The organism is Serratia sp. FS14, from assembly GCF_000695995.1.
Lineage (GTDB): Bacteria > Pseudomonadota > Gammaproteobacteria > Enterobacterales > Enterobacteriaceae > Serratia > Serratia nematodiphila.
In genome coordinates, this window is record NZ_CP005927.1 from 1746165 (window position 1) to 1765978 (window position 19814).

The following is a 19814-nucleotide window of genomic DNA, read 5'->3' on the forward strand; positions in this document are numbered from 1 at the left end:
CTACAAACTACCTGTGTTTTGTAAATGTTTTTTGTTGAAAACAGCCTGTTAATCATCACATAATTTTAGTTATAAGCATATGCTTATGACGTCTACGGCAAGGTTGTCAGCGTTTGCGCAACAACACCGCGAACAAAAACCAATTACAAGAAAGACGTGAAGGACTTATTTATGAGCAATTTCAACCCGTCGCGGCGCCGCTTCATCAAAAGCGCCGTGATTGCGGGGGTCTCCGTGTACCTCGCCCCCCTGTACAGCCGCGCCTACGCCGCGCTGTTCGAGCAAAAAATCCTCCAGTCACCCAACTGGGATCCGCAGGCCAAGCGCGTGCGTTTCCGTATCGACGGCCGCGCCAAGGTCATGGGGCAGAAGGTGTTCGCACGCGATATCCGCGCGGTGGACATGCCGCACTGGCCGCAGAAACAGGCGCACGCCTTCATTCTGCGCGTGACCAAAGCCGACCGGCTGTTCGAGGGGGTCGATCTGTCGCTGCTGGGGGACGATCTGCAGCCCGATCGCCTGGTGACGGCGGAAGATCTGGCGCGCGATGGCCTGGCCTTTCCGGCGTTCTACGGTGACGACATGCTGCTGCCGAACGGCAAAACCCCTGCCTATCTCGGCCAGGCAGTGGCGATCCTGATCTATCACGACTTCGCCCGTTTCCGCTTCGCCAAGGACAAGCTGAAATTCCGTGAGGAAACCATCAAATACGGCGCGGTCACCGGCCCGCTGGAGCGCGATCCCTGGGGCAGTTTCCGTTACGTGCGGGTGGGGGGAGAACAGCCGTTCGACGACGATCGCTTCTCCAGCCTGAAGGATACGCCGATCTTCCCGGTATCGATGAAAAAACATCTGCCGGTGTGGCCGGAAGGGCGCGAGGGCGGCAAGCTGGATCAGGAAGGCATGCGCTATGCGGGCCTGATCGCCGACGAGTTGGCGAATCCGCCGGCCGACTGGCTGGTAATGTCGCGCCGCTACACCACGCAGTCGATCGACACCTCGGCGCTGGAGCCGGACAACGCCAATGGCTGGTTCGACGCGCAGACGCAAACCCTGCATCTGGTGGTGCCGACTCAGTCGCCGCAGGAAGTGGCCGACGAGATGCCGCGTATGTTGGCCAAGCGCAACCCGCCGGTGAAACAGCTGATCCTGCACCCGTGCTACACCGTGGGCTACGGCTCGAAAGATCACTATAACTTCCCGTATTACGGCGCGGTGGCGGCGATGTACGGCGACGGCCACCCGGTGCGCCTGGCCAATGACCGCTTCGAGCAGTTCCAGACGGCGCTGAAGCGCCACGCGTTCGACATGAACTACCGCATCGCGGTGAATAAGCAAACCGGCGTCATGCAGTCGTTCCTCGGTGACATGACCGCGGACGGCGGCGGCCGCAGCAACTTTACCCCTTCGGTGGTGATGGTCGGCGCGACCGCCGCCCAGTCGATTTACTACTTCCCGAAAAGCGATCTGTCGTCGGTCGGGCTGGCCTCACGCGCCATCGATGCCGGCTCGGCGCGCGGTTACGGCACGCTACAGAGCATGGCCGCCACCGAGATGATGGTGGATGAGCTGGCCGCCGAGCTGAAGATCGACCCGATCGAGTTTCGCCTGCGCAACGTGCTGAAATCCGGCATGAAAAACACCCAGGGGGCGATCCCGGCCGGTGCGATCCGCGCTGATGAAGTGCTGGAGAAGGCGGCGAAGCACGAGATGTGGCTCAAGCGCGCCGAACGCAAGGCCGAGTTTGAGAGCCGCCATCCCGGCAAGCGCTATGGCGTCGGCTTCGGCTGCGTGCAGAAAGATTTCGGCACCGGGGCGGAAACCTCGTTCGCCCGGGTGGAGCTGAGCGAAGACGGCCGCATCACGCTGCATCACAGCGGCGCGGAGATGGGCACCGGCATGTCGACCTCGCAGTCGGTATTGTGCGCGCAGTGGCTGGGCAAACCGGCCGACGAAGCCCACTTCTCGGTCACCGACTGGTCGGTATTGCCGATGGTCACCAGCGGCGATCCTTACCTGATGTCGCAGGAAGAGCAGGATAAGCTGCAAACCAACCCCAACTGGACGCCGAGCTACTGTTCGCCGTCGAGCGCCAGCAACTCGGCCTATTACTTCTCGCACAGCACCCGCGAAGCGGCGCGCCTGATCTTCGATCACGGCCTGTGGCCGGCGGCGATGGCGCTGTGGCAGGCCGGTATCGGCGGCGGCCAGGCGGCGCCGCTGGTGGTGCGGCGCGAAGATGCGCGTTGGGTCGAAGGCGGCCTGACGGCGGCGGGCATGTCGGTGCTGAGCCTCGAGCTGCTGGCCAAGACGGCTTATCAGATGGGCGGCGTCACCGGCGCGGCGGTGCACGTCTTCAACCGCTGGCAGTGGGCGGAGGCCGATTTCACGTTGAACGGCAAAAGCGAACGCCTGCCGATCGACGGCATGGCGCTGCGCAACGCCAACGGTGAATTCAAGCCGCTGGCGCGCGGGCAGGTCTACTACCCGCCGACCCAGCGCAACAATGCGGCGGTGACCTACTACAGCGCCGTCGGCACGCTGGCGGAAGTGGCGGTGGATATCGCCACCGGCCAGGTGGAGTTGCTGAATCACCACTCGATCATGGAGTGCGGCAACCTGATCGTGCCGGAATTGGTTTCCGGCCAGCTGCAGGGCGGGCTGGCGATGGGCATCGGCCATGCGCTGCACGAATATTTACCGCTGTACGAAGACGGCCCGGGCAACGGTACCTGGAATTTCAACCGTTACCACCTGCCGCGCGCCAGCGACGTGGCGGTGTGGAAACAGAGCGGCGATATCCTGCCGGCGCTATCGGAAACGGATCCGCCGAAAGGCATGGCGGAAGTGGTGATGATCCCGATCGTGGCCGCACTGGTCAACGCCATTGCCGACGCCACCGGCCACCGTTTCCGTGATTTGCCCGTTCGTGCAGAAAATATTCGTGAGGTATTACAATGAGCATTAAAACCCAGCCGATTTCCCTGACCATCAACGAGAAACAGTACGGCCCGATCGAGGTGCCGGAAGGCTTGATGATGATCGATTTCCTGCACGAGTATCTCGATTTGACCGGTTCGCGCCTCGGTTGCGGGCAGGGCATTTGCCACGCCTGCGTGGCGATTGTCGATCACCCGAGCGGCACCAGCGAAGAGGTGCGCACCTGCATCACCGGCGCGCATTTCTTCAACGGCAAGAAAGTGCGCACCGTCGAAGGCCACGCCAGGGTGGACGAACAGGGGGAGGTGGTTGAGCTGTCGCCGATCCAGCAGGCGTTTCTGGAGCACTACAGCTTCCAGTGCGGCTACTGCACGCCGGGCTTCGTCAACGCCGCCACCATTTTCGTGGAAAAGCTCAAACGTGAGCCGATCGCCCGCGAGCAGCTGGAGAACGCTATCGAGCAGGCGCTGGACAGCCACATCTGCCGCTGCACCGGCTACGTGCGCTACTACGAAGCGGTGCGCGACGTGGTGCTGAAAACGCCGGGCCTGCTGAAGGAGACGGCGCAATGAAAAAACGTCTCGCAGTGTTGATTGTGCTGGTGGCGATCGTGGTGATTGCGCTGCTGTGGTGGCGGGAAAACCGCCGTTACGATGGCCCGGTGCAGCAGGTGACCGCCAGCGCCGAACAGATCGCGCGCGGCCGCTATCTGGCGCAGGCCGCCGACTGCGCCGCCTGCCATACCGCCAGCGGCGGGGCGCCGTTGGCCGGCGGCTATCCGCTGGACACGCCGTTCGGCACGATTTACGGCAGCAACCTGACGCCGTCGGCCGACCACGGCATCGGGCGCTGGAGCAAGGACGACTTCTTCCTGGCGCTGACGCAGGGCGTGGCGCCGGGCGGGCGGCACCTGTACCCGGCGATGCCTTACACCTCGTACAAGGGCATATCGCGCCAGGACGCCGACGACATCTACGCTTACCTGATGACGCGCCCGGCGGTGGACGTGGCCATTCCGGCCAACGAGATGCCGTTCCCGTTCAACCAGCGCATGGCGCTGATCGGCTGGAACCTGCTGTTCCGCAGCCAGGATCCGCTGCCGGCCAGCTCGCAGGGCAGCTCGCCGCAATGGCAGCGCGGCCGCTATCTGGCCGATGTGCTGGGCCACTGTGGCGAATGTCACACGCCGCGCGGTGCGCTGGGGCAGATGGATCTCGGCAAGCCGATGCAGGGCGGCGATCTCGGCCGCTTCATGGCGCCGGACATTACGCCGCACGGTCTGGCGCAGCGCGGCTGGACGCCGCAGGACGTCAGCCGCTTCCTCGGCACCGGCCTTGCGCCGCAGGGTTCGGCCTTCAGTGAGATGCATATGGTGGTGGATCTCAGCACCCGTCATTTGACGCCGGAAGACCATCAGGCGCTGGCGCTGTATCTGATGGGCGAGCAGCCGCCGGCGGCGGTACCGGTGAAAATGGGCCAAGGCAGCGATGCCGGGCGTATGGTCTATCTGGATCAGTGCGCTGGCTGCCACGCGCGCGAAGGCGAGGGCAAACCGCACGTCGCGCCGGCGATGCGCGATAACGCCACGCTGCGCCAGGCGGACGGCAAGAACCTGATCGTGTCGGTGCTGGACGGCCTGCCGGCCCAGCAGTTCCCGAACGGTGAAAGCATGCAGAGCATGCCGGGCTTCGGCGAGCGTTTGAGCGATGCCGACGTGGCGGAACTGGTAAATTACCTGCGGGTGACCTGGGGCGGTTTGCCGGCGGACATCACCGCCGAGCAGGTGAAAGCGCTGCGCAAGTAAGCGGCGTTCAGGCAAAAAAAATGGCCCGCATCTGCGGGCCGTTTTGTTTACTGCGCGGTCACGGGATTCAACGGCTGGTGACGCCGTCGACGCGCTGGCTGCGCTGTTTGATGGCGTAACCGACGGCCAGGATCGCCACCCACACCGGGATCAGCAGCACCGAGATTTGAATACCTGGCGTCAGGTACATGATCACCAGGATACCGGCCATGAACAGCAGGCACAGGTAGTTGCTGAACGGGTACCAGAACGCTTTGAACTTCGGCACCACGCCTTCGCGGTTTTTGGCGGCGCGGAATTTCAGGTGCGCCAGGCTGATCATCGCCCAGTTGATCACCAGCGCCGACACCACCAGCGCCATCAGCAGTTCGAAGGCGCGGCCCGGGATCAGGTAGTTAATCAGCACGCACAGCGCGGTGGCGAGGGCGGAAATGCCGATGGCCACCACCGGCACGCCGCGGCCATCGACCTTCAGCAGGCTTTTCGGGCCGTTGCCCTGCTGCGCCAGGCCGTACAGCATGCGGCTGTTGCAGTAGACGCAGCTGTTGTAGACCGACAGCGCGGCGGTGAGCACCACGATGTTCAGCACGGTCGCCACCAGGTTGCTGTTCAGCGCGTGGAAGATCAGCACGAACGGGCTGCCGCCTTCGACCACTTTGCCCCACGGGTACAGCGACAGCAGAATGGCCAGTGAACCGATATAGAAGATCAGGATGCGGTAGATCACCTGATTGGTGGCTTTCGGAATGCTTTTTTGCGGGTTGTCGGCTTCGGCGGCGGTGATGCCGACCAGCTCGAGGCCGCCGAAGGAGAACATGATCACCGCCATCGCCATCACCAGGCCCATGACGCCGTTCGGGAAGAACCCGCCCTGCGCCCACAGGTTGGTGACGGTGGCTTCCGGGCCGCCCATGCCGCTGAACAGCAGGTAGGCGCCGAACACGATCATGCCGATAATCGCCACCACTTTGATGATGGCGAACCAGAACTCCATCTCGCCGTAAACTTTGACGTTGGCCAGGTTGATGGCGTTGATCGCCAGGAAGAATACCGCGGCGGAAACCCAGGTGGGGATCTCCGGCCACCAGTACTGCACATAGATGCCGACCGCGGTCAGCTCCGCCATCGCCACCAGGACATACAGCACCCAGTAGTTCCAGCCGGAGGCAAAGCCGGCGAAGTTGCCCCAGTATTTGTAGGCGAAGTGGCTGAAGGAGCCGGCGACCGGCTCTTCCACCACCATTTCCCCCAGCTGGCGCATGATCAGAAACGCGATGAAGCCGCCGATGGCGTAGCCGAGAAGCACTGACGGGCCGGCCATTTTTATTGTTTGAGCGATACCGAGAAATAACCCGGTGCCGATTGCGCCACCTAAGGCGATGAGCTGAATATGGCGGTTTTTCAGGCCGCGCTTCAGCTGGTCACCATGCTGTTGACCATCCATCAATCTAACCCTCTGTCGTTGTGAATGCCCATCTGCCTGTAAAGCAGTGGTTACGATGTGTGTTTTGTTTTATTTACGGCGTTATAGCTATTAATTCCACGGCGCCGCTACCGTTTGGCAGAGAATAATGTTATGCGCGTCGGTTTGCACCTGCTTTGTCGTGTGAGTGATTAAGATTGCAGCAGTTTAGGAAACAAAATGCGGGTTGTGTGACGGCAGGGGGGATTCAGTGCATGAAATAAGCAACAAATCACATAATGCGCAAAAATAACGTAGATCTGAACGATGGGCTGCGTTCAAATAATGAACGAACCGCCGTTGCGCTGCTCGCCAAATAGCCATTCATTAAAGCGTAATAACCATGCAATAAAACTCGGGCAAAAAGTTTGCACTCTGCCTTGCGTAAGGTTTGGTAAAAGTTAAATCCCCAACCCGCCGCGTAAATGGTAATACCATCACGGCGTTACCGGTTTGCAGCGGGGTTTTCAGCGGGGTGTTAAAATGTGCGGGTAACCTGATTTCGATCAAGGCCCGTATGGACAGGAGGTGAATACTTTGTTACTTTACCGTCACGTTTTTGAAATTGGTATTACCAATTGACTCCGCGCCATTCGCAGAGAAGAATTCACTCATGGCCTACAGCAAAATCCGCCAACCCAAGTTGTCAGATGTTATCGAGCAACAGCTCGAATATCTGATCCTCGAGGGGACACTGCGCCCAGGCGAAAAACTGCCTCCGGAGCGCGAGCTGGCGAAACAATTTGATGTCTCCCGTCCTTCTCTGAGAGAGGCCATTCAGCGCCTTGAAGCGAAAGGGCTGCTCCTGCGCCGTCAGGGCGGCGGCACCTTCGTGCAAACTAATCTGTGGCAGAGCTTCAGCGATCCGCTGGCCGAGCTGCTGGCCGACCATCCCGAATCACAGTTCGATCTGCTGGAAACCCGTCACGCGCTGGAAGGCATTGCCGCCTATTACGCGGCGCTGCGCGGCACCGATGAAGATCTGGCGCGCATCCGCGATTGCCACATCGTGATTCAACAGGCTCAAGACAGCGGCGATCTCGACGCCGAAGCCGATGCGGTCATGCAGTATCAAATCGCCGTGACCGAAGCCGCTCACAACGTTGTGTTACTTCACCTGCTACGCTGCATGGGGCCGATGCTGGAACAGAACGTGCGTCAGAACTTTGAATTGCTCTACTCGCGCCGTGAGATGTTGGCAAAAGTGAGCAGCCACCGCGCCGGAATTTTTGAGGCGATTGTGGCACGCGAGCCGGAAAAGGCCCGTGAAGCCTCGCATCGCCACTTGGCGTTTATCGAGGAAATCTTGCTGGATCTCAGCCGGGAGCATACTCGGCGCGAGAGATCGCTGCGGCGTCTCCAGCAACGCAAGGATTAAGAGCTGTCCTCTTCAGGGTACACCAGCCTGCGGGGGTTAAGTTCGAGGTACTTAGTTAAGTACTTAAGCGGCAACTAAACTGATGGGCCTGTCTTCGTGTGTTTTTTCACAGAGCACAGGAAGACAGGCTCCAAACAAACCATTAGACAGATAAGGAATACCACCATGTCAGAACGTTTAAACAATGACGTGGATCCGATCGAAACCCGCGACTGGCTGCAGGCGATCGAATCGGTCATCCGTGAAGAGGGTGTTGAGCGAGCTCAGTTTCTGATTGATCAGGTATTGGGAGAAGCCCGCAAAGGCGGCGTTAACGTTGCGGCTGGTGCTGCAGCGCACAACTATGTCAACACCATCGCGGTAGAAGACGAACCGGCTTACCCAGGCAACCTGGATCTGGAACGCCGCATTCGCTCTGCGATCCGTTGGAACGCGATCATGACCGTTCTGCGCGCATCCAAGAAAGACCTGGAGCTGGGCGGCCACATGGCTTCCTTCCAGTCTTCCGCGACCTTCTATGAAGTCTGCTTTAACCACTTCTTCCGCGCACGCAACGAGAAAGACGGCGGCGACCTGGTCTACTTCCAGGGCCACATCTCTCCGGGCGTTTACGCGCGCGCCTTCCTTGAAGGCCGCCTGACCGAAGAACAGATGAACAACTTCCGTCAGGAAGTGCACGGCAACGGCCTGTCCTCTTACCCGCATCCTAAGCTGATGCCGGAATTCTGGCAGTTCCCGACCGTATCCATGGGCCTGGGCCCAATCAGCGCCATCTATCAGGCGAAGTTCCTGAAATACCTGGAACACCGCGGCCTGAAAGACACCTCTGAGCAGACCGTTTACGCCTTCCTGGGCGACGGCGAGATGGATGAGCCGGAATCCAAAGGCGCCATCACCATCGCCACCCGCGAGAAGCTGGACAACCTGGTGTTCGTCATCAACTGCAACCTGCAGCGCCTGGACGGCCCGGTCACCGGTAACGGCAAGATCATCAACGAACTGGAAGGCATCTTCTCCGGCGCAGGCTGGCAGGTGCTGAAAGTGATCTGGGGCGGCCGTTGGGACGAGCTGCTGCGCAAAGACACCAGCGGTAAACTGGTTCAGCTGATGAACGAGACCCTGGACGGCGACTACCAGACCTTCAAATCCAAAGACGGCGCTTACGTGCGCGAGCACTTCTTCGGCCGTTACCCGGAAACCGCGGCGCTGGTCAAAGACATGACCGACGACGAAATCTGGGCGCTGAACCGTGGTGGTCACGATCCGAAGAAAATCTTCGCTGCACTGAAAAAAGCGCAGGACACCAAAGGCAAACCGACCGTTATCCTGGCCCACACCATCAAAGGTTACGGCATGGGTGAAACCGCGGAAGGTAAAAACATCGCTCACCAGGTGAAGAAAATGAACATGGAAGGGGTTCACCACTTCCGCGATCGTTTCAACGTGCCGGTTGCCGATGCTGACATCGAAAAACTGCCGTACATCACCTTCGAGAAAGATTCCGAAGAGTACAAATACCTGCACGAACGTCGCCAGGCGCTGAAAGGCTACGTGCCTACCCGTCTGCCGGAGTTCACCCAGAAGCTGGAAATGCCGGCGCTGGAAGATTTCAGCTCGCTGCTGGAAGAGCAGAACAAAGAGATCTCCACCACTATCGCCTTCGTGCGTGCCCTGAACGTGATGCTGAAGAACAAGTCGATCAAAGATCGCCTGGTGCCAATCATCGCCGACGAAGCGCGTACCTTCGGTATGGAAGGTCTGTTCCGTCAGATCGGTATCTACAGCCCGAACGGCCAGCAGTACACCCCGCAGGACCGTGAGCAGGTTGCTTACTACAAAGAAGACGAGAAAGGCCAAATCCTGCAGGAAGGCATCAACGAACTGGGCGCAGCCTCTTCCTGGCTGGCCGCAGCGACGTCCTACAGCACCAACGATCTGCCGATGATTCCGTTCTACATCTACTACTCGATGTTCGGTTTCCAACGTATCGGCGACCTGTGCTGGGCAGCGGGCGACCAACAGGCGCGCGGCTTCCTGATCGGCGGGACCTCGGGCCGTACTACCCTGAACGGCGAAGGTCTGCAGCACGAAGATGGCCACAGCCACATTCAGTCTCTGACCATCCCTAACTGCATCTCTTACGATCCGGCTTACGCGTACGAAGTGGCGGTCATCATGCACGACGGTCTGGTGCGCATGTATGGCGACAACCCGGAAAACGTGTACTACTACCTGACCACGCTGAACGAAAACTACCACATGCCTGCGATGCCGCAGGGTGCGGAAGAAGGTATCCGCAAGGGTATCTACAAGCTGGAAACGCTGGAAGGCAGCAAAGGCAAGGTGCAGCTGCTGGGCTCCGGCGCCATCCTGCGCCACGTGCGCGAAGCTGCGCAAATCCTGGCGAAGGATTACGGCGTGGGTTCCGACACCTACAGCGTGACCTCGTTCACCGAACTGGCGCGCGACGGCCAGGATTGCGAGCGCTGGAACATGCTGCACCCAACCGAAGCGCCACGCGTGCCTTACATCGCTCAGGTGATGAACGACGCGCCTGCGGTAGCCTCTACCGACTACATGAAACTGTTCGCCGAACAGGTTCGTACTTATGTGCCGGCCAGCGATTATCGCGTACTGGGCACCGACGGCTTCGGTCGTTCGGACAGCCGCGAAAACCTGCGTCACCACTTCGAAGTCGATGCATCCTACGTGGTGGTTGCTGCTCTGGGTGAACTGGCTAAACGCGGTGAGATCGAAGCTTCTGTGGTTGCTGACGCAATCAAGAAATTCGACATCAACCCGGAAAAAGTTAACCCGCGTCTGGCCTAAGAGGTACTGAATAATGTCTATCGAAATCAACGTACCGGACATCGGTGCAGATGAAGTCGAAATCACCGAGATTCTGGTGAAGGTCGGCGATAAAGTTGAAGCGGAACAATCGCTGATCACCGTGGAAGGCGACAAGGCTTCCATGGAAGTGCCCTCCCCGCAGGCGGGCGTGGTGAAAGAGATCAAAGTGGCGGTCGGCGATAAAACCGAAACCGGCAAACTGATCATGATCTTCGAAGCGGCAGGCGCAGCGGAAGCTGCTCCGGCAGCGAAAGCGGAAGAAAAACCGGCGGCGGCAGCAGCTGCTCCGGCTGCCTCTGCTGCCAAAGACGTTGCCGTGCCTGACATCGGCGCCGACGAAGTCGAAGTGACCGAGATCCTGGTGAAAGTGGGCGACAAGGTGGAAGCCGAGCAGTCCCTGATCACTGTGGAAGGCGACAAGGCTTCCATGGAAGTCCCTGCGCCGTTCGCGGGCACCGTGAAAGAGATCAAGATCGCGACCGGCGACAAAGTGAAAACCGGTTCCCTGATCATGGTGTTCGAAGTGGCCGGCGCCGCTTCCGCTGCTGCTCCGGCTGCGGCGCAAGCACCGGCTGCCGCTGCAGCGCCTGCGGCCTCTGCGGCCAAAGACGTCGCCGTGCCGGACATCGGCGGTGACGAAGTCGAAGTGACCGAAGTGATGGTCAAGGTAGGCGACAAGGTTGCCGCCGAGCAGTCTCTGATCACCGTGGAAGGCGACAAGGCCTCCATGGAAGTGCCAGCGCCGTTCGCGGGCACCGTGAAAGAGATCAAGATCGCGACCGGCGACAAAGTGAAAACCGGTTCCCTGATCATGGTGTTCGAAGTGGAAGGCGCTGCGCCTGCCGCTGCCGCCGCGCCAGCCGCTAAAGCGGACGCTGCGCCGGCGCCGGCCGCCGCTAAAGCCGCCGCTCCGGCTGCGAAAGCTGAAGACAAAGGCGAGTTCGCCGAGAACGCGGCCTACGTGCACGCGACTCCGGTCATTCGTCGTCTGGCGCGTGAATTCGGCGTTAACCTGGCGAAAGTGAAAGGCACCGGTCGTAAAGGCCGCATCCTGCGCGAAGACGTTCAGGCTTACGTGAAAGACGCGGTGAAACGCGCTGAAGCGGCTCCGGCTGCTGCCGGCGGCGGTCTGCCGGGCATGCTGCCATGGCCGAAAGTGGACTTCAGCAAGTTCGGCGAGATCGAAGAAGTCGAAATGGGCCGCATCCAGAAGATCTCTGGTGCGAACCTGAGCCGCAACTGGGTGATGATCCCGCACGTGACTCACTTCGACAAAACCGATATCACCGATCTGGAAGCGTTCCGCAAGCAGCAGAACGAAGAAGCGGCCAAGCGCAAGCTGGACGTGAAGTTCACGCCTGTCGTGTTCATCATGAAAGCCGTTGCTGCCGCTCTGGAGCAGATGCCGCGCTTCAACAGCTCGCTGTCCGAAGACGGTCAGAAGCTGACGCTGAAGAAATACATCAACATCGGCGTGGCGGTAGATACCCCGAACGGCCTGGTGGTTCCGGTGTTCAAGGACGTGAACAAGAAGAGCATCACCGAGCTGTCTCGCGAGCTGATGACCATCTCCAAGAAAGCGCGCGACGGCAAGCTGACCGCGGGCGAGATGCAGGGCGGCTGCTTCACCATCTCCAGCCTGGGCGGTATCGGGACGACTCACTTTGCGCCGATCGTCAACGCGCCGGAAGTGGCTATCCTGGGCGTCTCCAAGTCTGCGATGGAGCCGGTCTGGAACGGTAAAGAGTTCATGCCGCGCCTGATGATGCCGATGTCGCTGTCCTTCGACCACCGCGTTATCGACGGTGCCGATGGTGCGCGCTTCATCACCATCATCAACAACATGTTGTCCGACATTCGCCGTCTGGTGATGTAATGCAAAAGGGGCGCAGCATGCTGCGCCCCTGACGATTCTGTAGCAGTTTTGTCGGATTTTGCATAACTCGACAAAATTGTTGAGACACGGGTCACTCGAACACGCTTTGCAGATTATTAACAATTCTGTAAACTGCTCGCGGTGTAAGCGTCCCGGTGGATGAAGGGCGTTATGAGATCGATTAGCAATAAAAATGACGTCTGACCCGCCGGACAATCAATTAAGAGGTCATGATGAGTACTGAAATTAAAACTCAGGTCGTGGTACTTGGGGCGGGCCCGGCAGGTTACTCTGCAGCCTTTCGTTGCGCTGACTTAGGTCTTGAAACCGTTCTGGTTGAACGTTATTCCACTCTGGGCGGGGTTTGCCTGAACGTGGGATGTATCCCTTCCAAAGCACTGCTGCACGTTGCCAAAGTGATCGAAGAAGCCAAAGCGCTGGCCGAACACGGCATCGTTTTCGGCGAGCCGAAAACCGACATCGACAAAGTGCGCGTCTGGAAAGAAAAAGTCATCACTCAGCTGACCGGCGGTCTGGCTGGCATGGCCAAAGGCCGTAAAGTGAAAGTGGTCAACGGCCTGGGCAAGTTCACCGGCGCTAACACCCTGGTTGTGGAAGGCGAAAACGGCCCAACCACCATCAACTTCGACAACGCCATCATCGCTGCAGGTTCTCGTCCGATCCAACTGCCATTCATTCCTCATGAAGATCCACGCGTGTGGGATTCTACCGATGCGCTGGAACTGAAAACCGTCCCAGAGCGTCTGCTGGTTATGGGCGGCGGCATCATCGGCCTGGAAATGGGCACCGTATACCATGCGCTGGGTTCACAGATCGACGTGGTTGAAATGTTCGATCAGGTTATCCCGGCGGCAGATAAAGACGTGGTGAAAGTCTTCACCAAACGTATCAGCAAGCAGTTCAACCTGATGCTGGAAACCAAAGTGACCGCGGTAGAAGCCAAAGAAGACGGCATCTACGTCACGATGGAAGGTAAAAAAGCGCCGGCAGAACCACAGCGTTACGACGCGGTACTGGTGGCGATCGGCCGCGTGCCGAACGGCAAACTGCTGGATGCCGGCAAAGCCGGTGTTGAAGTTGACGAGCGTGGCTTCATCAACGTCGACAAACAGCTGCGCACCAACGTGCCGCACATCTTCGCCATCGGCGACATCGTCGGTCAGCCGATGCTGGCGCACAAAGGCGTGCACGAAGGCCACGTCGCCGCAGAAGTTATCGCCGGCATGAAGCACTACTTCGATCCGAAAGTGATCCCATCCATCGCTTACACCGAGCCGGAAGTGGCATGGGTGGGTCTGACCGAGAAAGAAGCGAAAGAGAAAGGCATCAGCTACGAAACCTCCACCTTCCCGTGGGCGGCTTCCGGCCGTGCGATCGCTTCCGACTGTGCAGACGGCATGACCAAACTGATCTTCGACAAAGAAACTCACCGCATCATCGGTGGCGCGATTGTCGGCACCAACGGCGGCGAGCTGCTGGGTGAAATCGGTCTGGCTATCGAGATGGGCTGCGACGCGGAAGACATCGCGCTGACCATCCACGCTCACCCGACCCTGCACGAATCCGTGGGCCTGGCAGCGGAAATCTACGAAGGCAGCATCACCGATCTGCCTAACCCGAAAGCCAAGAAGAAGTAATTCTGCTGGTTTGACCGGTCATCAAGCGGCTCCTGAAAAGGGGCCGTTTTTTTTACTCAGATGCAGAACGCGATTTTTTGTGGCCGCTGCGCCAAATTCCGATCCTCATGCTTATATCCACTCTAGTTATATGGATATAATGTCCTGCTAGTCCGGCAGCCGATTACGCTGCGCTCAACGATTCAGCAAAGATTTAATGTTGCTTTTATGTGAACGAATTAACAACCGTTTCAAATCCTGATATGCTGGCTGAGCGGAACCGGGCACTGTACCTTACAGTCCAGGACATCGACAGCAGTGCCCCGTCAGGATAGATGGCATCAATATCGCCGTGCGCTCTACCCATCAGTCTTTCATGCTGTAACGCTGTTTGACCGTGCTTGTTTGCCCCAATCACCGTTTCGGGGCCTTTACGGGCCGATCGCCTAGCCACAGAGTGAAACCCAAAGGGTATAAACCCGGTTTGCATATACGCCAGGCACAATAAATGACAATGAGAGCGAGGAGAACGTCGTGCTAGAAGAATACCGTAAGCACGTAGCCGAGCGTGCTGCTGAGGGCATCGCCCCTAAGCCGCTAGACGCCACCCAAATGGCCGCGCTGGTCGAACTACTGAAGAATCCGCCAAAAGGCGAAGAAGAATTCCTGTTAGACCTGCTGATTAACCGTGTTCCACCGGGCGTCGACGAAGCCGCCTACGTCAAAGCAGGTTTCCTGGCGGCCATCGCCAAAGGTGAAGCGACATCCCCCCTGGTTACCCCCGAGAAAGCGATTGAACTGTTAGGCACCATGCAGGGTGGCTATAACATTCACCCGCTGATCGAAGCGCTGGACAACGAAAAGCTGGCGCCGATCGCCGCTAAAGCGCTGTCCCACACGCTGCTGATGTTCGACAACTTCTACGACGTGGAAGAGAAGGCCAAGGCCGGTAACTCGCACGCCAAACAGATCATGCAGTCCTGGGCCGATGCCGAATGGTACCTGTCGCGCCCGGAGCTGGCGGAAAAGATCACCGTCACCGTGTTCAAAGTGACCGGCGAAACCAACACCGACGACCTGTCTCCGGCGCCGGACGCCTGGTCGCGCCCGGACATCCCGCTGCACGCGCTGGCGATGCTGAAAAACGAACGTGAAGGCATCGTGCCGGATCAGCCTGGCAGCGTCGGCCCGATCAAACAGATCGAGCTGCTGAACAAGAAAGGCTTCCCGCTGGCGTACGTCGGCGACGTGGTCGGCACCGGTTCCTCCCGTAAATCCGCCACCAACTCGGTGCTGTGGTTCATGGGCGACGACATCCCGCACGTGCCGAACAAGCGCGGCGGCGGCGTGGTGCTGGGCGGCAAGATTGCGCCTATCTTCTTCAACACCATGGAAGATGCCGGCGCCTTGCCGATCGAAGTGGACGTGTCCGAGCTGAACATGGGCGACGTGATCGACGTTTACCCGTACAAAGGTGAAGTGCGCAACCACGAGACCGGCGCGCTGATTGCCAACTTCGAGCTGAAAACCGACGTGCTGCTGGATGAAGTGCGCGCCGGCGGCCGTATCCCGCTGATCATCGGCCGCGGCCTGACCACCAAGGCGCGCGAAGCGCTGGGTCTGCCGCACAGCGACGTGTTCCGCATCGCCAAACCGGTAGCCGCCAGCAGCAAAGGCTTCTCGCTGGCGCAGAAAATGGTCGGCCGTGCCTGCGGCGTCGCCGGCATTCGCCCTGGCGAATACTGCGAACCGAAGATGACCTCCGTCGGCTCTCAGGACACCACCGGCCCGATGACCCGCGATGAGCTGAAAGACCTGGCCTGCCTCGGCTTCTCCGCCGATCTGGTCATGCAGTCGTTCTGCCACACCGCTGCGTACCCGAAACCGGTCGACGTGACCACGCACCACACGCTGCCTGACTTCATCATGAACCGCGGCGGCGTATCGCTGCGCCCGGGAGACGGCGTGATCCACTCCTGGCTGAACCGCATGCTGCTGCCTGACACCGTCGGCACCGGCGGCGATTCTCACACCCGCTTCCCGATCGGCATCTCCTTCCCGGCCGGTTCCGGCCTGGTGGCGTTTGCCGCCGCGACCGGCGTGATGCCGCTGGATATGCCTGAGTCGGTGCTGGTGCGCTTCAAAGGCAAAATGCAGCCGGGCATCACCCTGCGCGATCTGGTGCACGCCATCCCTTACTACGCGATCCAGCAAGGTCTGCTGACCGTCGAGAAGAAGGGCAAGAAAAACATCTTCTCCGGCCGCATTCTGGAGATCGAAGGCCTGCCGGATCTGAAGGTCGAGCAGGCGTTTGAGCTGACCGATGCGTCCGCCGAACGTTCCGCCGCCGGTTGTACCATCAAGCTGGACAAGGCGCCGATCGAAGAGTACCTGAACTCCAACATTGTGCTGCTGAAGTGGATGATCTCCGAAGGCTACGGCGATCGCCGTACGCTGGAGCGCCGTATTCAGGGCATGGAAAAATGGCTGGCGGATCCGCAACTGCTGGAAGGCGATGCGGATGCGGAATACGCGGCGGTGATCGACATCGATCTGAACGAGATCAAAGAGCCGATCCTGTGCGCGCCGAACGATCCTGACGACGCGCGCCTGCTGTCTGACGTGGCCAACAGCAAAATCGATGAAGTGTTCATCGGTTCTTGCATGACCAACATTGGCCACTTCCGTGCGGCGGGCAAGCTGCTGGATCAGCACAAGGGCCAGCTGCCGACCCGTCTGTGGGTGGCGCCGCCAACCAAGATGGATGCGGCTCAGCTGACCGAAGAAGGCTACTACAGCGTCTTCGGCAAGAGCGGCGCGCGTATCGAGATCCCGGGCTGCTCGCTGTGCATGGGCAACCAGGCGCGCGTGGCGGACGGCGCGACGGTGGTTTCCACCTCAACCCGTAACTTCCCGAACCGTCTGGGCACCGGCGCCAACGTCTATCTGGCGTCTGCCGAACTGGCCGCGGTAGCGTCCCTGCTGGGCCGCCTGCCGACGCCGGACGAGTACCAGACCTATATGGCGCAGGTCGACAAGACGGCGGCGGATACCTATCGCTACCTGAACTTTGACCAGCTGGGGCAGTACACCGAAAAAGCCGACGGCGTGATCTTCCAAACCGCCGTTTAAGCCGCTATATTGCGCAACTGTTTAACGGGAGGCCAAGGCCTCCCGTTTTATTTTGCTCAGTTGCCAACTTTGCGAGCGCTCACTGAGTTAGTCCGCCATTTATGTTTACACTAAGAAAAAGGGCTCAGGAGGGCATGCTATGGATTACGAATTTCTGCGTGACGTCACCGGTCAGGTGATCGTCAGATTTTCGATGGGGCATGAAGCGATTGGCCACTGGATCAACGAAGAAGTCAAAGGCGATTTCAACCTGCTGGACCGCATTGAAGCCGGTGCGGCCGAGGTCAAAGGCAGCGAGCGTCAATGGCAGCTGGAAGGCCATGAATATACGCTGCTGATGGACGGTGAAGAAGTGATGATCCGCGCCAATCAGCTGGAGTTCGAGGGCGATGAAATGGAAGAGGGGATGAACTATTACGACGAAGAAAGCCTCTCATTCTGCGGCGTTGAGGATTTCCTGCTGGTGTTGAAAGCCTATCGTTCTTTCATGCTGAAGTACTAAGCATCAGGGCGCGGCGTGCCGCGCCCTTTCCATCACAGATGCGGAATATTGCGGCCGTAATAGATTTCCTGCATCTCTTTCCATAACAGATCGGTGATCTGCTTGCGCTCGGCGGCGCTCAATGCCTCCGGCTCCGCGTTAAACAGGTAGTGCTTCAGATCGAAATCCTTCAGCAACATCTTGGTATGGAAGATATTTTCCTGGTAAACGTTCACGTCCATCATGTGGTACAGCGCCTTGATGTCTTCCGACATAAAGTTCTGGATCGAATTGATCTCATGATCGATGTAATGTTTCACGCCGTTCACGTCGCGGGTAAAACCACGCACGCGATAGTCCATGGTGACGATGTCGGATTCCAGCTGGTGAATTAAATAGTTCAGCGCCTTGAGGGGCGAAATGACGCCGCAGGTCGAAACCTCGATATCGGCGCGGAAGGTGCACAGCCCGCCTTCCGGATGGCTTTCCGGGTAGGTGTGTACGCAGATATGGCTTTTGTCCAGGTGCGCGACGACCGTATTCGGCAGCGGACCGGGGTGTTCCGACGTATCGACGTCTTTCGGATCGATCGGCTCTTCGCTGACCAGGATGGTGACGCTGGCGCCCTGCGGCTCGTAGTCCTGACGCGCGATGTTCAGAATATTGGCGCCGATGATCGAGCAGGTTTCGCTCAGGATCTCGGTTAACCGGTTGGCGTTATATTGTTCGTCTATGTAGGCGATATAGCCATCGCGATCGTCCGCGGTTTTGGCGTAACAAATATCGTAAATACAAAAACTCAGGCTCTTGGTCAGGTTGTTGAAGCCGTGCAGTTTTAGCTTATGCAATTTGGGCCACCTCCTTTATCTTCTCGCTTAACGTGTTACGTTCAGGGCATTGAGTAAATATTGCGGCAGGGCAAAGCTGCCGACGTGAATTGCCGGGTTGTAATAACGGCAGTGTAGGCCGCTTTGGTTAAAGCGCTGTTGCAGGGCAGGCAGATCGCGCTGGCGCAGCGCCGGGTCCTGGCTCGCCCAGGCGAAGGTCATGATGCCGCCGTAATAGGTCGGGATCGCCGCCTGATAGAAGCTGACGTCGCTAAAGTAGCGGCTCAGTTTGGCGTGGCTGTTGACCGCCTCGTCCTGCTGCAGGAAACAGACGCCGTTCTGCGCGACGAAAATGCCGCCCTCATTCAGGCAGCGGGCGCAGCCTTCATAAAACGCCGAGGTGAACAGGCTTTCGCCGGGGCCGATCGGATCGGTGCAGTCGGAGATGATCACATCGAACGTTTCGTCGGTTTGATTCACGAAGTTGACGCCGTCGTCGATCACCAGCTTGAAGCGCGGATCGTCATAGGCGCCGGCGCTGTGGTTGGGCAGGTATTGGCGGCAGAACTCGACGACGCCGGCGTCGATCTCGACCATGGTGATCTGCTCCACGCCAGGGTGCCGGCTGACTTCACGCAGCATACCGCCGTCGCCGCCGCCGATAATCAGCACTTTCTTCGCCCGGCCGTGCGCCAGCAGTGGCACGTGGGTCAGCATTTCGTGATAGATGAACTCGTCACGCTCGGTGGTTTGCACCACGCCGTCGAGCACCATCACGCGCCCCAGCTCTGGGTTCTCGAAGATCACCAGATCCTGATGATCGGTCTTCTCGCGGTACAGCACCTTCTCTACCGAGAAGTACTGGCCGAAGCCCGTATGCAGCGTTTCGTACCAAATTTCTTTCTGGGTCATGTGCGGGAAACTCCGTAATAACAGCCATGAAAAATCGGCGCAACATCATAGCTAACTCTGCCTGGCGATGCACGGTTGAATTTCAGACAGAGAGAGCGTTAAGCGGATGGGAGAAGGGGAAAGAATTAATTGGCGTAGGCCAGCAGGCTCAACGAGTCACGCGCCAGCGATTTGCACTTCTTGGGCGTTGGAATGGCGATGCCGCTGAGATCGCGATAGCTGTCTTCGCCCAGCGCCTTCATATTGAAACTGTTGTAGTTGCTCAAATCCCAGCGGTTTTGTTGCGCGAAATAGACAATGGCGCGTTTGATTTGCGCGTTTGGCAAATCGTTGTAGCCGCAATCATTTTTCAAATAAATAAATACCGCCGTCAGATCGGCCAGATCTTCCGCCTCGGATTCATTCAGCGCCAGACTGGCGTTGGAGAAGCCCAGCATCGCCAGCAACAGCATCGATAACGTTGTTTTTTTCATCATGAAATAGGCCTGTTTGTCGTCTGCAGACGTTACCACACT

13 protein-coding genes are annotated in these 19814 nt (G+C 58.9%); 9 read left to right on the top strand and 4 right to left on the bottom strand.

Features of this window, described 5'->3' with window-relative positions; all coding sequences use genetic code 11:
* The first annotated feature begins 171 nt into the window (after window positions 1-171).
* The 3 genes from L085_RS07905 to L085_RS07915 are packed head-to-tail and all read left to right on the top strand — an operon-like array spanning window position 172 to window position 4744.
* Complete coding sequence (locus L085_RS07905) at window positions 172-2961, top strand: molybdopterin cofactor-binding domain-containing protein (RefSeq protein ID WP_015379039.1); 2790 nt, start codon at window positions 172-174, stop codon at window positions 2959-2961.
* Window positions 2958-3512 (top strand): (2Fe-2S)-binding protein, encoded by a 555-nt coding sequence (locus tag L085_RS07910; RefSeq protein WP_004937484.1) that lies wholly within the window; start codon window positions 2958-2960, stop codon window positions 3510-3512. Before L085_RS07905 ends, L085_RS07910 begins: the two co-directional genes overlap by 4 nt.
* The gene (locus L085_RS07915) at window positions 3509-4744 is read left to right on the top strand and encodes a cytochrome c (protein WP_044030500.1); all 1236 of its coding nucleotides are present in this window, start codon (window positions 3509-3511) and stop codon (window positions 4742-4744) included. The genes L085_RS07910 and L085_RS07915 overlap by 4 nt, the downstream gene beginning before the upstream one ends.
* A gap of 67 nt (window positions 4745-4811) precedes the next feature.
* On the opposite strand, the gene L085_RS07920 is transcribed toward L085_RS07915, so the two are convergent.
* Window positions 4812-6188 carry an amino acid permease gene (locus tag L085_RS07920; protein ID WP_004937488.1) on the bottom strand — a complete coding sequence of 459 codons (1377 nt, stop codon included), beginning with the start codon at window positions 6186-6188 and terminating at the stop codon, window positions 4812-4814.
* Between the two features lie 631 nt (window positions 6189-6819).
* On the opposite strand from L085_RS07920, the gene pdhR reads away from it, so the two are divergent.
* From pdhR to yacL, 6 genes are all read left to right on the top strand, one after another.
* The gene (gene pdhR, locus L085_RS07925; RefSeq protein WP_004937490.1) at window positions 6820-7584 is read left to right on the top strand and encodes a pyruvate dehydrogenase complex transcriptional repressor PdhR; all 765 of its coding nucleotides are present in this window, start codon (window positions 6820-6822) and stop codon (window positions 7582-7584) included.
* Between the two features lie 165 nt (window positions 7585-7749).
* Window positions 7750-10413, top strand: coding sequence for a pyruvate dehydrogenase (acetyl-transferring), homodimeric type (gene aceE / locus L085_RS07930; RefSeq protein WP_033632104.1), 2664 nt, complete (start codon window positions 7750-7752; stop codon window positions 10411-10413).
* Window positions 10414-10426: 13 nt separating this feature from the next.
* Window positions 10427-12310 carry a pyruvate dehydrogenase complex dihydrolipoyllysine-residue acetyltransferase gene (gene aceF / locus L085_RS07935; protein ID WP_044030501.1) on the top strand — a complete coding sequence of 628 codons (1884 nt, stop codon included), beginning with the start codon at window positions 10427-10429 and terminating at the stop codon, window positions 12308-12310.
* A 233-nt stretch (window positions 12311-12543) separates the two neighbouring features.
* A complete protein-coding gene (gene lpdA / locus L085_RS07940; protein WP_004937500.1) occupies window positions 12544-13968 on the top strand; it encodes a dihydrolipoyl dehydrogenase in 1425 nt (474 codons plus the stop codon).
* 513 nt (window positions 13969-14481) lie between these two features.
* The gene (gene acnB, locus L085_RS07945) at window positions 14482-17079 is read left to right on the top strand and encodes a bifunctional aconitate hydratase 2/2-methylisocitrate dehydratase (protein WP_044030502.1); all 2598 of its coding nucleotides are present in this window, start codon (window positions 14482-14484) and stop codon (window positions 17077-17079) included.
* Between the two features lie 139 nt (window positions 17080-17218).
* Window positions 17219-17581 carry a protein YacL gene (gene yacL, locus L085_RS07950; RefSeq protein ID WP_004937507.1) on the top strand — a complete coding sequence of 121 codons (363 nt, stop codon included), beginning with the start codon at window positions 17219-17221 and terminating at the stop codon, window positions 17579-17581.
* 32 nt (window positions 17582-17613) lie between these two features.
* Here the strand turns inward: yacL and speD are convergent, their stop codons facing one another.
* The 3 genes from speD to L085_RS07965 all read right to left on the bottom strand — a co-directional run bounded on the left by speD (window position 17614) and on the right by L085_RS07965 (window position 19772).
* The gene (gene speD, locus L085_RS07955; protein WP_004937510.1) at window positions 17614-18408 is read right to left on the bottom strand and encodes an adenosylmethionine decarboxylase; all 795 of its coding nucleotides are present in this window, start codon (window positions 18406-18408) and stop codon (window positions 17614-17616) included.
* Between the two features lie 27 nt (window positions 18409-18435).
* Entirely contained in the window at window positions 18436-19299 is an 864-nt protein-coding gene (gene speE, locus L085_RS07960) for a polyamine aminopropyltransferase (RefSeq protein WP_044030503.1), read from the bottom strand.
* Window positions 19300-19424: 125 nt separating this feature from the next.
* Window positions 19425-19772, bottom strand: coding sequence for a YacC family pilotin-like protein (locus L085_RS07965; protein WP_004937515.1), 348 nt, complete (start codon window positions 19770-19772; stop codon window positions 19425-19427).
* Window positions 19773-19814 lie beyond the last annotated feature (42 nt).

What these genes read in the sequence shown, in the direction of transcription:
- L085_RS07905 (WP_015379039.1), top strand. Translation starts at nt 172, where the DNA reads ATGAGCAATTTCAACCCGTCGCGGCGCCGCTTCATCAAAAGCGCCGTG.
- L085_RS07910 (WP_004937484.1), top strand. Translation starts at nt 2,958, where the DNA reads ATGAGCATTAAAACCCAGCCGATTTCCCTGACCATCAACGAGAAACAG.
- L085_RS07915 (WP_044030500.1), top strand. Translation starts at nt 3,509, where the DNA reads ATGAAAAAACGTCTCGCAGTGTTGATTGTGCTGGTGGCGATCGTGGTG.
- L085_RS07920 (WP_004937488.1), bottom strand. Translation starts at nt 6,188, where the DNA reads ATGGATGGTCAACAGCATGGTGACCAGCTGAAGCGCGGCCTGAAAAAC.
- pdhR (WP_004937490.1), top strand. Translation starts at nt 6,820, where the DNA reads ATGGCCTACAGCAAAATCCGCCAACCCAAGTTGTCAGATGTTATCGAG.
- aceE (WP_033632104.1), top strand. Translation starts at nt 7,750, where the DNA reads ATGTCAGAACGTTTAAACAATGACGTGGATCCGATCGAAACCCGCGAC.
- aceF (WP_044030501.1), top strand. Translation starts at nt 10,427, where the DNA reads ATGTCTATCGAAATCAACGTACCGGACATCGGTGCAGATGAAGTCGAA.
- lpdA (WP_004937500.1), top strand. Translation starts at nt 12,544, where the DNA reads ATGAGTACTGAAATTAAAACTCAGGTCGTGGTACTTGGGGCGGGCCCG.
- yacL (WP_004937507.1), top strand. Translation starts at nt 17,219, where the DNA reads ATGGATTACGAATTTCTGCGTGACGTCACCGGTCAGGTGATCGTCAGA.
- speE (WP_044030503.1), bottom strand. Translation starts at nt 19,299, where the DNA reads ATGACCCAGAAAGAAATTTGGTACGAAACGCTGCATACGGGCTTCGGC.
- L085_RS07965 (WP_004937515.1), bottom strand. Translation starts at nt 19,772, where the DNA reads ATGAAAAAAACAACGTTATCGATGCTGTTGCTGGCGATGCTGGGCTTC.